General features: G+C 72.8%; 11 protein-coding genes and 1 pseudogene. 3 read left to right on the top strand and 9 right to left on the bottom strand.

Translation table 11 applies throughout. From position 1 onward, the window contains the following. Positions 1 to 295 precede the first annotated feature (295 nt). A complete protein-coding gene (locus ACFWP2_RS35905; RefSeq protein WP_380459597.1) occupies positions 296 to 1,876 on the bottom strand; it encodes an MFS transporter in 1,581 nt (526 codons plus the stop codon). Positions 1,877 to 2,019: 143 nt separating this feature from the next. Here ACFWP2_RS35905 and ACFWP2_RS35900 point away from each other — a divergent pair. Then, a pseudogene (locus ACFWP2_RS35900) lies at positions 2,020 to 2,220 on the top strand (ArsR/SmtB family transcription factor); the annotation flags it as partial. A gap of 94 nt (positions 2,221 to 2,314) precedes the next feature. On the opposite strand, the gene ACFWP2_RS35895 reads toward ACFWP2_RS35900, so the two are convergent. The 8 genes from ACFWP2_RS35895 to ACFWP2_RS35860 form a co-directional block, all read right to left on the bottom strand. Further along, a complete protein-coding gene (locus ACFWP2_RS35895) occupies positions 2,315 to 3,031 on the bottom strand; it encodes a 4'-phosphopantetheinyl transferase (RefSeq protein ID WP_380459595.1) in 717 nt (238 codons plus the stop codon). Between the two features lie 28 nt (positions 3,032 to 3,059). Beyond that, positions 3,060 to 3,779: a BTAD domain-containing putative transcriptional regulator gene (locus ACFWP2_RS35890; protein ID WP_380459593.1), complete on the bottom strand. Its 720-nt coding sequence runs from the start codon at positions 3,777 to 3,779 to the stop codon at positions 3,060 to 3,062. 276 nt (positions 3,780 to 4,055) lie between these two features. Continuing rightward, a complete protein-coding gene (locus ACFWP2_RS35885; protein WP_380459591.1) occupies positions 4,056 to 5,258 on the bottom strand; it encodes a cytochrome P450 in 1,203 nt (400 codons plus the stop codon). Between the two features lie 35 nt (positions 5,259 to 5,293). After that, positions 5,294 to 5,962 (bottom strand): HAD family hydrolase, encoded by a 669-nt coding sequence (locus ACFWP2_RS35880; RefSeq protein WP_380459589.1) that lies wholly within the window; start codon positions 5,960 to 5,962, stop codon positions 5,294 to 5,296. Positions 5,963 to 5,999: 37 nt separating this feature from the next. Next, complete coding sequence (locus ACFWP2_RS35875) at positions 6,000 to 6,980, bottom strand: AfsA-related hotdog domain-containing protein (RefSeq protein WP_380459587.1); 981 nt, start codon at positions 6,978 to 6,980, stop codon at positions 6,000 to 6,002. 44 nt (positions 6,981 to 7,024) lie between these two features. Then, entirely contained in the window at positions 7,025 to 8,191 is a 1,167-nt protein-coding gene (locus ACFWP2_RS35870; RefSeq protein WP_380459585.1) for a beta-ketoacyl synthase N-terminal-like domain-containing protein, read from the bottom strand. Beyond that, positions 8,188 to 9,411, bottom strand: a complete 1,224-nt coding sequence (locus ACFWP2_RS35865) for a beta-ketoacyl-[acyl-carrier-protein] synthase family protein (RefSeq protein ID WP_380459583.1) — start codon at positions 9,409 to 9,411, stop codon at positions 8,188 to 8,190. The genes ACFWP2_RS35870 and ACFWP2_RS35865 overlap by 4 nt, the downstream gene beginning before the upstream one ends. Beyond that, positions 9,404 to 9,676, bottom strand: a complete 273-nt coding sequence (locus ACFWP2_RS35860; protein ID WP_380459581.1) for an acyl carrier protein — start codon at positions 9,674 to 9,676, stop codon at positions 9,404 to 9,406. The genes ACFWP2_RS35865 and ACFWP2_RS35860 overlap by 8 nt, the downstream gene beginning before the upstream one ends. Before the next feature lie 282 nt (positions 9,677 to 9,958). Here ACFWP2_RS35860 and ACFWP2_RS35855 point away from each other — a divergent pair, with 282 nt between their 5' ends. Further along, the gene (locus tag ACFWP2_RS35855; protein ID WP_380459579.1) at positions 9,959 to 11,008 is read left to right on the top strand and encodes a ketoacyl-ACP synthase III family protein; all 1,050 of its coding nucleotides are present in this window, start codon (positions 9,959 to 9,961) and stop codon (positions 11,006 to 11,008) included. Positions 11,009 to 11,135: 127 nt separating this feature from the next. Then, positions 11,136 to 11,840 (top strand): SDR family oxidoreductase, encoded by a 705-nt coding sequence (locus tag ACFWP2_RS35850; protein ID WP_380459577.1) that lies wholly within the window; start codon positions 11,136 to 11,138, stop codon positions 11,838 to 11,840. Positions 11,841 to 11,972 lie beyond the last annotated feature (132 nt).

Below are 11,972 nucleotides of genomic sequence, written 5' to 3'. Positions count from 1 at the left end.
TCTCCGAAGTGAACCGGTCACCGGTCAGCTGCATACCGTCACCGGAATCACCGGCGAAACGAATGATCACCCGATCGAGTCTGCGGATCGGCTTGGGCCCGCTAGCGGCGGAGGACGAGGCCTCCCGCACGGTGCCAGTCATGGCTGTTCTCCAGACGTTGCGGATTGAGTCGGACGGATCCGACGGGCGCCCCGCCCAGCTGGGCGGGGCCCGGGACCGGTCGGGAGGCGTCCCGGGGGTGTGGACGCCTCCCGACCGGGTCGGGACCGCAGCCGCTCCGGAGCGGCCGCGGGGTCAGTTGGCCTTCGCCGGCTCGGCCTTGCGGCCGCTCAGCAGGGCCGCGATGAGCACGAGCAGCACCAGGCAGATGCCACCGAGCACCCACAGGACGGTGTGGAAGGCGCCGTCGTAGGCGTTGACCAGGAGGTCGGTGAAGCTGCCGCGCTGCGCCTCGGCCACCTGTCCGGCCGGGCCGGAGATGTTGCCGCTGGCGACGGTCCCCGCGACGGTGGTCGCGTCGCCGGCACCGGCGTAGTCGGCGATGCTGTCCTGGGTCTTGCCGCTGATGACGGTCGCGAGCAGCGAGCCGTAGATGGCGACGGCGATGGCCTCGCTGCCGAGGCGCATGGTGTTGAGGAAACCGGCGGCCATGCCGGCGCGCTCCGGGGCGACGAGCTCCAGGGCCTTGCCGTCGACGAGGCCGGCCGCGAGGGCGTAGCCGGCGCCGGTGATCAGCATCGGCAGGGCGACCAGCCCGAGGTTGACGTCGGGCGCGTACAGCTCGAGGCCGGCGGCGCCGACCACCAGGAAGACCAGGCTCAGGTAGATGATGCCCATCGCGGAGACGCCCTTGGCGACCAGCTTGGCGGCCACCAGCGGCAGGATCAGCATCGGGACGGTCAGCATCAGCATGATCACGCCGGCCTTGCCGCTGGAGTAGCCGGCGGCGGCGGTGAGGTAGCTGGGCAGGTAGGTCAGCATGGTGACGAAGCCGAAGGAGCCGGCCACCGGCACCAGGCAGAGCGCCATGAAGCGGCGGTTGGTGACGATGCTCAGGTCGAGCATCGGGTGCTCCTTGCGCTTCTCCACCGCGGCGAAGATCGCGAGGACGACGATCGTCCCGGCGAACAGGCCGAGCACGCCCGGGCTGGCCCAGCCCCACTGCGAACCCTGCGCGATGCCGGTGGTGAGCAGCAGCATGGAGAGGATGAACAGGGCGGAGCCGGCGACGTCGATGCGCGCGCCCTCGGTGCGGGTCTCCTGGACGGCGCGGCTCATGGTCGGGACCGCGAGCAGGACCAGGGCGAGCACGATCACGTGCACCGCGAACACCCAGCGCCAGCCGGCGCTCTCGATCAGCGCGCCGGACAGCGACGGGCCGAAGGAGACGCCGATGCCGGCGACGGTGCCGAAGAGGGCGAACGCCCGGCCGCGGGCGGGGCCTTCGAAGACGGTGGAGAGCATCGCCGCGCCGCAGGAGAAGATCGCGGCGCCGCCGATGCCGGCCAGGGCGCGGGCGGCGTCCAGCAGGATCACGTTGCCGGCGAAGACGCTGACCAGCGAGGCGACCGCGTAGATCGTGGCGCCGAGGGCGAAGGCCCGGACGCGGCCGATGATGTCGGCGATGGACCCCCAGGCGAGGGTGAAGCAGGCGAACGCCACGTTGAAGGCGTTGACGACCCACTGGAGGGGTACGAGGTTCGCGTCCAGGTCCGAGCCGATGTACGGCAGCGCCACACCGGTGCCGGAGATGGACGTGGGGACGACGAAGACGGCCAGCAGGACGGCGACCAGGATCAGCGTCTGCCGCTGGCGCCCTGACGCCTGGGATCCGGCGTCTTCCCCGACGAGGGGGGATTCGGTCTGTGCAGCCATGGTTGGGGAAGCTCCCGTTCCGGAGGGCTCCGAACCTTAGGTTCGGTTCTTATAGAACCTAAGAGTGGCACGAGGCGGAGGTATGATGCAAGTCAAACCTGGCCTGCGATGGTGGCCGGCGAGCGAGAGGGAGGCGAAGAGAGATGGTCGACGCGGAGGGCCACCCCGACCGGGACGAGATGGAGCTTGCGGCGATCCTGAACGCACTGTCAGATCCCTTGCGTTACAGGGTCATCCAGGAGTTCGTGGGTCTGCCGGACGGCACCGAGCGGACCTGCCTGTCCTTCGGACTCGGGGTGTCGAAGTCCACCCTCAGCCACCACTTCCGGATCCTTCGCGAGTCCGGACTGGTGCTGCAGATCAACCGGGGCAACAGCCGGAAGGCGCACCTGCGCCGGGAGGACCTGGAGACGCGCTTCCCCGGGCTGCTCGACCTCATCAGCCGAAACCCGCCACCCGGGACAGGTCCGGCGAGGGACGGAGCCGCCGACGCGGACGCGGACGCCGGAGCACCACCGCGGTCACGATCAGGCCGTCGCGGGCGAGCCACCGGCCCGTCAGGCGGGTCGAGCGGGACTCCTGCCCCGCCGGCCCCGGAAGCCTGACCCGGGCCCGGAAGGTGCCGTCCCGGGGATCGACCGTGATCAGCGCGTCGTCGAAGCCCAGCGGCCCGACCAGCGGGAAGCACGCCTTGTAGACGGACTCCTTCGCGCTGAACAGCAGCCGGTCCCAGGCCACTTCCGGCCGCCGTTCGAGCAGGGTCTCGACCCACGCCCGCTCCGCGGCCAGCGACACCAGCGGCAGCATCTCCGGGTTGCGCAGCGGCTGGTTCGGCTCCGCGTCGAGGCCGATCGCCAGGATGTTGCGCGAGGAGGCGACGGCCGCGGCGTGGTACCCGCGGGTGTGGGTCATGCTGCCGGTGAGTCCGCTCGGCCAGACCGGCTCGCCCGAACGACCCCGCAGGATCGGGGCGGGCGGCAGGCCGAGCTGGACCATCGCCTGCCGGGCGCAGTCGCGGATCGTGGTGAACTTGGCCCGCCGGGCGGTGGCCATCGGGGCGGCCCACGTCTCCTCCTCGGGGAACAGGGCCGTGTCCTGCGCGGAGTCGAACGAGTCGGCGCCGACGACCGGCTCCGACAGCAGTTCCTCGATCATGCGGTGTCACGTCCTTCCTGGCCGGAGGTCATGCGACCCCCCGGAGGATCTCGCTGCGCAGCCGCTGGACGTCCCCGGAGGGCTCGACGCCCAGTTCGCGGTTGAGCAGGGTGCGCAGCGACTGGTAGGCCCCCAGCGCTTCGGCCCGGCGGCCGGAGGCGTGCAGGGCGCGGATCAGCTGGGCGTGCCGCCACTCGTTGAACGGCTGGGCCGCGACCAGCACCCGCAGTTCCTCGACGACGTCGCGGTGGCGCCCGCGGTCGAGGTCCGCCTCCAGCCGGTGCTCGATCGCCCGCTCGCGCAACCCGCCCAGTTCCGCGGCGAGTTGCTCGATCACGGCGCCGTGCCGCACGTCGGCGAGGACCGGGCCGCGCCACAGCGCCAGCGCCCGGCCGAAGATCTCGGCGGCCGCGTCCAGCCGGCCGGCGCCCAGCAGCCCGGACCCGTGGGCGCACAGCAGCCGGAAGGCCGTGGCGTCCACGCACTCCTCGGGGATCTCCAGCCGGTAGCCGTACGGCTGGCTGGCGATCCGCGGCTTGCGGTCCTGCGCGACCGGGAGGGCGGCGAACCACTTCCGCAGGTGGTAGATGTGGGTGCGGACGGTCATGACGGCGGTGGCGGGCTGATTCTCCCCCCACAGTTCATGAGCCATCACGTCGATGTTCACGTCCTCGTTCGCCCGCAGTGCGAGCAGGGCCAGTACCTTCCGCAGTTTCGGCCCCCGCAGTGCGAAGGCCCGGTCGGTCAAACGGAATTCCAGTGTGCCCAGCACATCGACACGCATGACGTCCGACATGTATCCCCCGGTGGTTCCCGCGCGACGGTCGGGATCTCGTCCGGCCCCCCGGCCGACGCTTGACGAAAATATCGGTCCCGAACCGCGGGACTCAATGGAACTGCTCCTCAGGTGCAACCCCGGATACGTCCAAAGGAACATGCCGGGTGACATACCCGGGCCCCGCCTGCCAGCAGACGGGGCCCGGGTGGGTCGGCGCGGGAGCGGCCTCCCGCGGGCACCGTGCGGCTACCAGCGCACCGGCAGCCCGGTCGGCCGGCGCAGCAGCGCGCCCTCGTCCCAGACCAGGTCGGCCGGGTCGCCGTCCAGCTCCAGGGTCGGGAACTCGCGCACCAGGCGGCCGAGGATCTCGGCGATCTCCAGGCGGGCCAGCGCCGCGCCCAGGCAGTGGTGCATGCCGTAGCCGAACTGGAGGTGGCGCTTGCCCTTCCGGTCCGGGTCGATGACCAGCGGGTTCTCGTACACCTCGGGGTCGCGGTTGCCGAGGAAGGCGTCCGCGTAGACGAGGTCGCCGGTGTGGATGGTTCCCTCGGAGGTCACCACCTCGCGGTGGGCGACCCGCGGGAAGGTGGACATCCGGCCCAGCGGGACCAGCCGGATGATCTCCTCGACCAGCTGCGGCATGACCTCCGGCTCGGCGACGGCGCGCTGCCACAGGCTCGGCGCGCTGAGCAGCACGTGGGCGGCCTTGGCCAGGACCGAGAGCACGTTCTGGTCCACCGACACCACGGCGGTGAAGATGATGCCGACGAGCTCCTTGTCCTCCAGCGGCGGCTCCGTCTCGTCGCGGCCCTGGATGAACTTCTCGATCAGGCCGCCCGGGAGGTACGGGCGCTTGCCGGCGACCATGTCGGCGACGTAGTTGTACGCGGTGAAGAAGTCCTCCACCAGCTGCGGCACGTCGTCGTGCAGGGCCATCTGGATGGTGCGGGAGTGCGGGCGGAAGTACGCCACGTCCTCCACCGGGATGCCGAGGAAGTGGCAGGTCAGCTCGATCGGCACCCGGTCCAGGACGGCGGTGTACAGGTCGGGCCGCTCCTGGGCGCGCAGCTCGGCGAAGCTGCGGGTGATCGCCTCGTCCAGGTACGGGCGCAGCTTGGCGACCGCGTTGGCGCTGTAGTCCGCGGTGACGAACCGGCGCAGCCGGGAGTGGTCCTGGCCGTCCAGGTTGATCAGCATCTCGGGCGGCAGGGTGGTGGGGAAGAAGGTCGGGCCGCCCTCGACGTTGGTCTCGGTCCGGCCGTAGGTCGGGTCGGTCAGCGCCTTGTGCACGTCCGCGTAGCGGGTCAGGTGGACCGCCTTGTGGCCGCTGGGCAGCGCGATCTGCGGCAGGCCGCCGGCCGAGCGCTCGGCCACCGGCGTGTACAGCGGCGTCGGGTCCAGGCCCGGGATGTCCGTGACCGAGACGGACGCGTCGAGTGAGGTGGTCATGGTGGGGCTCCTCCGGGGTGTCCGGCCGGGCGGGATCAGAGCAGGTCGGTCAGGCCGGCGAGGCCGGTGGCGGCCCGCAGGTCGGCGAGGGTCTGCTCGTCCTCCTGGAAGAGCACCGTCTGCCAGCCCTGGGCGCGGGCGGCGGCGAGGTTCTCCTCGACGTCGTCGATGAGCAGGCACTCGGCGGGGGCCACGTCGGCGGTCTTGGCGGCGATCTCGAAGATCTCCGGGTCGGGCTTGCGGTGGCCGACCTCGGAGGAGTCGATCAGCACGTCGACCTCGCCGACCGGGGCGATGATCGCCTTCCAGTACGGGCCCCACTCGGTGACGTTGTTGGACAGGACGCCGACGCGCAGCCCGTTCTCCTGGATGTACCGGTACGCCCGGACCATCACCGGGTTGGCCACGATGCCGTCGAACCACTGCCGGCCGAAGGTCTCCAGCTCGGCGCGGGACAGGTCGATGCCGGGGTTCTGCTCCCCCAGCACCCGGGCCAGCCGGCGGCCCCACTCGGGCTCGCTGATCACGCCGACCTCGACGGGCGCCATCGTGGGCAGGCCCATCTCGTCGGCGACGCCCTTGATCGCGGCCTTGAGCTGGCGGGGGGTGATGCCGGTCTTGACCTCGTACGCCTCGTAGATGCGCTCCAGCGGCGGGGACAGGACGCCGCCGAAGTCGAACCAGACCATGGACAGGTGGGACATGGGTGTGCCTTCCGAGAAGGGTGGTGGTGTGAGCGGGTCAGGCGAGCGTGACGGAGACGGAAGCCACGGCCTCGTCGCCCTGCACCGCGCGCAGCAGGTAGGAGGTGGCGCCGCGGTCCGGGTCCGGCGCGGCGGTGAGCCGGACGGTCTGGTCCAGTTCGGCGAAGCGGTCGAACGAGCCTTCCAGCCGCAGCACCCGGCCCGCGCCCTCCGCGCCGTCGGCGAGCAGCAGCGCGCACTGGCGGGCGGCCTCGCTGAAGACCATGGCCGGGACGTGGTCGTACGGGTGGTCGTACATGCTGCGGTTGCGGAAGGTGCGCGGGCTGAGCACCGCGCTCAACCCGCCGTCCTCGCGGCGGACGTCGTCGAGGACGGCGTTCACCGGGTCGAGGCGGCGCACCGCGGCCGGCTCGACCGGCTCGCCGATCGGGTCGGCGGGCAGGCCGAAGGCGGTCGGCACCTCGCTGCCGCGCTGCATGTAGCGCAGGTTGTGGTACTGGTCGGTCGCGGTCGAGCGGACGTCCATGGTGAGGTGCCCGAGCGGCTTGCCGTCCAGGGCGAGGTCCATCGCGAACTCCAGCCGGCGCAGCCGTCCGCCGCGCTCGTGCCGGCCGGTGACGTCACCGGCGATGGCCAGCTCGCCCGGGCGGGTGCCGCAGGCCAGCGCGTCCCGGTCGGTGATCTCCAGGGACCAGGCGGTCACCATGAAGGTGGTGGCGGCCGGGACGCCCTGGTGGAGGTGGGCCGCGGCGGTGACGGACTGCCGGCAGGCCTCCAGCACGAGCAGCACGTCGTGGTGGTCGAGCCGGCCCGGGTGGTCCCGGAAGTACCCGTGGGACAGCGGCAGTTGGGCGGCGGCCTCGAACCGCCGGTCGTCCACCGCACGCGATCCGGTCAGGAACACCTCGGAGAGCGACCAGCGGTGCACCAGGCTGCGGGGGACGGTCTGCTCGTACGCCAGCGGGGCCGGGACCTCCTCGGCCCGGTCCGAGGGGGCGAGCAGAGACGTGCTTTCCATGAGAGATCTCCAGATCGGTGCGGTGGACGTGCGCGGGCGGGAGCTCAGCGCGGGTCGGGCCGGACGATCACCGCGGCGCCGACGGACCCGTCGGGACCGACCGCGGTGAGCACGGCCGCCCGCTCCCGCGGTGCGGCCTGCCCGGCCTGCCAGCGGCCCAGGACGGCCGCCAGCTGCAGGGCGACGGAGGCCCCGTAGGTCTCGCCGAGCGCGGTGTCGGTGCGGACCGTCCGGTCCGCCGGGACGGCGCCCAGGGCCTCGCGCAGGGCGCGCCGCTCGACCGCGGCCCAGCCGCGCCGGGCCGCCGCCCCGGGGGCCACGGCCACCGGCTCGTCGGCCGGCAGTCCGCTGCGCCGCAGGGCGCGGCGCACCACGGCGGCGAGCCGGGCGGCCGTCGCGAACGGGCCGTCGACGACCGGGTCCGCGTGGCCGATCTCGCAGGCCAGCAGCTGCCCGAGGACCTCGCGGCCGTCGCCGGCCGCGCCCTCGCGCTCCAGCACGAAGACCCCGCAGCCCTCGCCGAGGGCCGCCGTCGGGCGCAGCGCGCCGCTCTGCCGCCAGGACCAGGCGGCGGCCGCGGACAGCTCCTCGACGCCGCCCGCGAGCAGCCGGTCGGCGTGGCCGTTGGCCAGTGCGGTCCGGGCGTAGCGCAGGGCGTGCAGGGAGGCCAGCGGGCCGCCGGAGACGGTCGCGTTGACCCCGGTGAGGCCGAGCCGGATCGCCGTCTTGCCGGCCGCCGAGTTCATCAGCGTGCCGGGGAAGGCGGACGGGTTGACCAGGTACGGGCGGTCCTGCACGAAGGTGTCGCGGAAGAACACCTCCTGGGCGCCGGAGCTGCCCACGGTGGTGCCCAGCACGATGCCGGTACGGGCCGGCGCCGGGGCGGCGGTCCCGTCCGTGGCGATCGCGCAGGCCGCCATGACCAGCTGGTCGGTGCGGGACAGCCGGGACAGCCCCTTGCGGCCGAGGACGGCCTGCGGGTCGAAGTCCGTCACCGGCCGCACGGCCAGCTCCGGCCAGTCCTCGCCGGGCGCGCCGGCCGGGGCCTGCGGCCGGACCAGCGCGTCGGCGATCGGAGCCGTCCCGTGGCCGGCCGCGCTGAACACGCCGTGGCCGACGATGTCGATCGGCAGGACGGACGGCGCCGGGTGCTCCCGGTCGTCGGCCGGGCCGGCGGAGGGCGCCGCGTCGAGCAGAGTGGTTCCGGTCATGCGTCGACCTTCCCTAGCAGGAGGACCGCGTTGTTGCCGCCGAAGGCGAAGCCGTGGTTCTGCACGACGCGGGGAGCGGCGGCCCGGGCGGTGCCGGGGACCACGTCCACCTCGCCGAGTTCCGGGTCCACCGTGCGCAGCGTCGCGCTCGGCGGCAGGAACCCCTCGTGCAGGGCGGCGCAGGACACCAGTGCCCCGAAGGCCGCGGCCGCGCCCATGGTGTGACCGAGCATCGACTTGATGGAGCTGATCGGGGGCAGGGCGTCCCCGAACACCTCCCGCACGGCGCTCACCTCGGTGACGTCGTTGGCCCGGGTTCCGGTGCCGTGCGCGCAGATGTAGTCGACGTCCCCCGGCTCGACCCCGGCGTTGGCGTGCGCGATCCGCACGCACTCGGCGATGGTCGCGGCGTTGGGGTTGGTCATGTGCTTGGCGTCGCAGGTCATGCCGTAGCCGAGCACCTCGGCGTAGATCCGCGCGCCGCGGCGCAGCGCCTCGTCGAGGGGCTCCAGGACGAGCGCAGCACCGCCCTCGGCGGTGACGATGCCGTCGCGGTGCTCGTCGAAGGGGCGCGGCACGGTCTCGGCGAGCGCGCCGAGCGCGTGGAAGCCCGCGTGGGTGGCCCGGTTGGAGGCGTCCGCGCCGCCGCAGACGGCGAGGTCGGTCTCGCCCGAGCGGATCAGGTCGTAGGCGTAGCCGATGGCGTAGTTGCCGGCGGCGCACGCCGTGCCGAAGGTGATCGCCTCTCCGGTGAGGCCCAGCTCGGCCGAGACCGCGCCGGCGATGTTGCCCGGCGAGGTGCGGGCGATCTGCTCCGGCTGGAGGGCGGCGGGCCCGTCGGCGACCCAGCGGGCCACCGCGTGCTCGACCGCCTGGGACTCGCCGTTGGTGGTGCCGAAGCAGCTGACACCGCCGTCCGGGAGCCCCGCCGCGGTGTCCAGGCCGGCGTCGGCGACGGCCATCCTCCCCGCGGCGGCGGCGAGTTGACCGCTGCGCCCCCAGCGCTCGGGGGCGGTACGGCGCAGGTGCTCCGACGGGTCGAAGCCCCGGACCTCGCCGGCCAGGGTGTGCTCGAAGCCGGTCGGGTCGAACTGCTCGATCGGGCCGATCCCGCTCCGGCCGTCCCGGATGCCCTCGAGCAGCTCCCCGGCCCCGAGCCCGAGGCCGCTGACGGCCCCGAGCCCGGTGACGACGACCCGCCGGGGCGTCCTGCTACGCACCTACGGCCTCCGCGGCGTAGTGCTTGGCGACGAGCTCGTAGGCCTCGGGAAGAGTGTCCAGCTCGGACAGGTCGTCCTTGGGGATCTTGATGTGCAGGTCACGCTCGAACCGCGAGATGATCTCGATCACCAGGAGCGAGTCGGCGTCGAGGTCGTCGACGAAGCTCTTCTCGTCGCTGAGGTCGGCAATGTCCGCTTCGAGCACCTCGGCGACGATTTCGCGGATCTTCTCCCGAATTTCGCCCGGAAGCTGGCTGCTGCCCATATTCCTCTTCCCCTCAATTGGTCACGACTGCCGGTTATCCGGCCCTCCGGATTTCCCGGGAGCCGGTCGGCGAGTGCCCCGCAATTCGAATCCAGCAACCGGGGAGGCGGCAACCCGTCAATAGTTGCAGGCGGTCGTGTGTCGAAGGTGGCATGACCCAAATCGGCACATTCGGGCCGTTCGGCCGGGAGTCGGCGCCGTTTTTTTAACCCGTTTCTATCTGCCCGCCGCAGACTCGGTCGGGAAGTACCCGCAGAGCGAATTTCCGGAAGGAGGTCGGGGATGAGGCTGGCGGAACCGGTGAGCATCACGGCCGCGGCGCTGTGGCTCCCCGAGGAACGCGACCGCGTCGAGTGCGCGGTCCAGGAGGGCCGGCTGACGCCCCGGCACGCCCGGGACCTCGGTCACGAGGACGTCCCCGCCGCCGTCGAGGAGACGGCGCCCGACATGGCGGTCGCCGCCGCCCGCAAGGCCATGGACGCGGTCGGCGTCCAGCCCAAGGAACTCGACCTGACCTTCCACGCGAGCATGTACTACCAGGGGCACGACCTGTGGTCGCCCGCCCACTACATCGCTCACCGGATCGGCGCCGACCGCGCCCTGCCCATCGGCATCCAGCAGGTCTGCAACGGCGGCAGCACCGCCATCCAGCTCGCTTCGACGTACCTGACCGCGGGCGGCGGCGGGGTCACCCCCCGGCGCGCCCTGGTCACCACCGCCGACCGCTTCACCGCGCCCGGCTTCGACCGCTGGGCCAGCGACTACGGAGTGGCCTACGGCGACGGCGGCACCGCGGTCGTGCTCAGCGGCCCCGGCGCGGAAACCGACGACGGGCTGCTGCTGCGCTCGACGGCGAGCACCGCCGCCGCCGAGCTGGAGGCGATGCACCGGGGCGTCGACCCCTTCGCCCCGGTCTCGCGCGGCGTGCGCGACCGGGTCGACATGCGGGTCACCAAGCGCGCCTACCTGCGCGAACACGGCAACGAGCGGTTCGTCGAGGTCAACCGGCGCAGCATCCGCACGATCATCACCGACGCCCTGGACGGCGCCGGCATGCACCCGGGCGACCCCCGGCTGCGCTACGCGGTGCTGCCCCGCTTCGGCCGCAAGACCCTGCAGGACTCCTGGCTCACCATCCTGGCCGAGGAGACCACGGCCGAGCCGCTGGACTTCGGCCGCGCCACCGGCCACCTCGGCGCGGGCGACGCGGTGGCCGGCCTCGCCGACCTGCTGGAGGCGGACGTGCTCGCCCCCGGCGAGGCCGCCCTGGTGTTCAGCGCGGGCGCTGGGTTCACCTGGTCCTGCCTGCTGGTCCAGGCCCCGGAGCGCTGACCGCGCCGGCTCCGTCCGTACGCCCGCCCACACGCGCGCTCGTCCGCTCGTCCGCCCGTCCACACGCCCGTCGACGGCTCGGCGGGCCGCACCGAACGACCACCTCTTGAAAGGCGACCCACGAACCATGTCTCGATCAGTCTTCATCACCGGGGCCAACCGCGGCATCGGTCTGGCGGTGGCCCGCGCGATGGCGGCGGACGGCGACCGGGTCGCGGTCGGCCACCGTGGCGGAGACGTCCCGGAGGGCTTCCTCGGGGTGCGCTGCGAGGTCACCGACCAGGCCTCGGTGGACGAGGCGCTGGAGACCGTCGCCCGCGAGCAGGGCCCGGTCGAGGTGCTGGTCGCCAACGCCGGGATCACCCGGGACACCCTGCTGCTGATGATGGACGACAAGGCCTTCGACGAAGTCCTGGACGTCAACCTGCGGGGCGTGTTCCGCACGGTGCGCGCGGCCGCCTCGACCATGCTCGCCGAGCGGCGCGGCCGGATCGTGCTGCTCTCCTCCGCGCTCGGCTTCCTCGGCTCCCCCGGCCAGACCAACTACGCGGCCACCAAGACCGCGCTGCTGGGCTTCGCCCGGTCGCTGGCCTGGGAGTTGGGGTCGCGCGGCATCACCGTCAACCTGGTCGCCCCGGGCATCATCGAGACCGACATGACCAAGGCGCTGTCCGACCGCCGGATGCGCGACACCATGAAGATGACCCCGCTCGGCCGCCCCGGCACCGACCGCGAGGTGGCCGCCGCCGTGCGCTTCCTCGCCAGCGAGGAGGCCAGCTACATCACCGGCGCGGTCCTCCCGGTCGGCGGCGGCATCGGCATGGGCATCTGACGCCACCGCGTCCGCCCATCCCCTCAGACTCCCGGTCCGGGCACCGACCGGGCAGGCACCCGCCTGCCCGGTGTCGATGCCCCCGCTCCGCCCGGACCGGGCAGATTCACCGCGCGACCAGGCCCTTCACCG

The organism is Kitasatospora sp. NPDC058444 (assembly GCF_042721415.1).
Taxonomy (GTDB): Bacteria; Actinomycetota; Actinomycetes; order Streptomycetales; family Streptomycetaceae; genus Kitasatospora.
The sequence above is the reverse complement of the archived record's forward strand: the minus strand, read 5'-3'. Positions and strand labels throughout refer to the sequence as shown.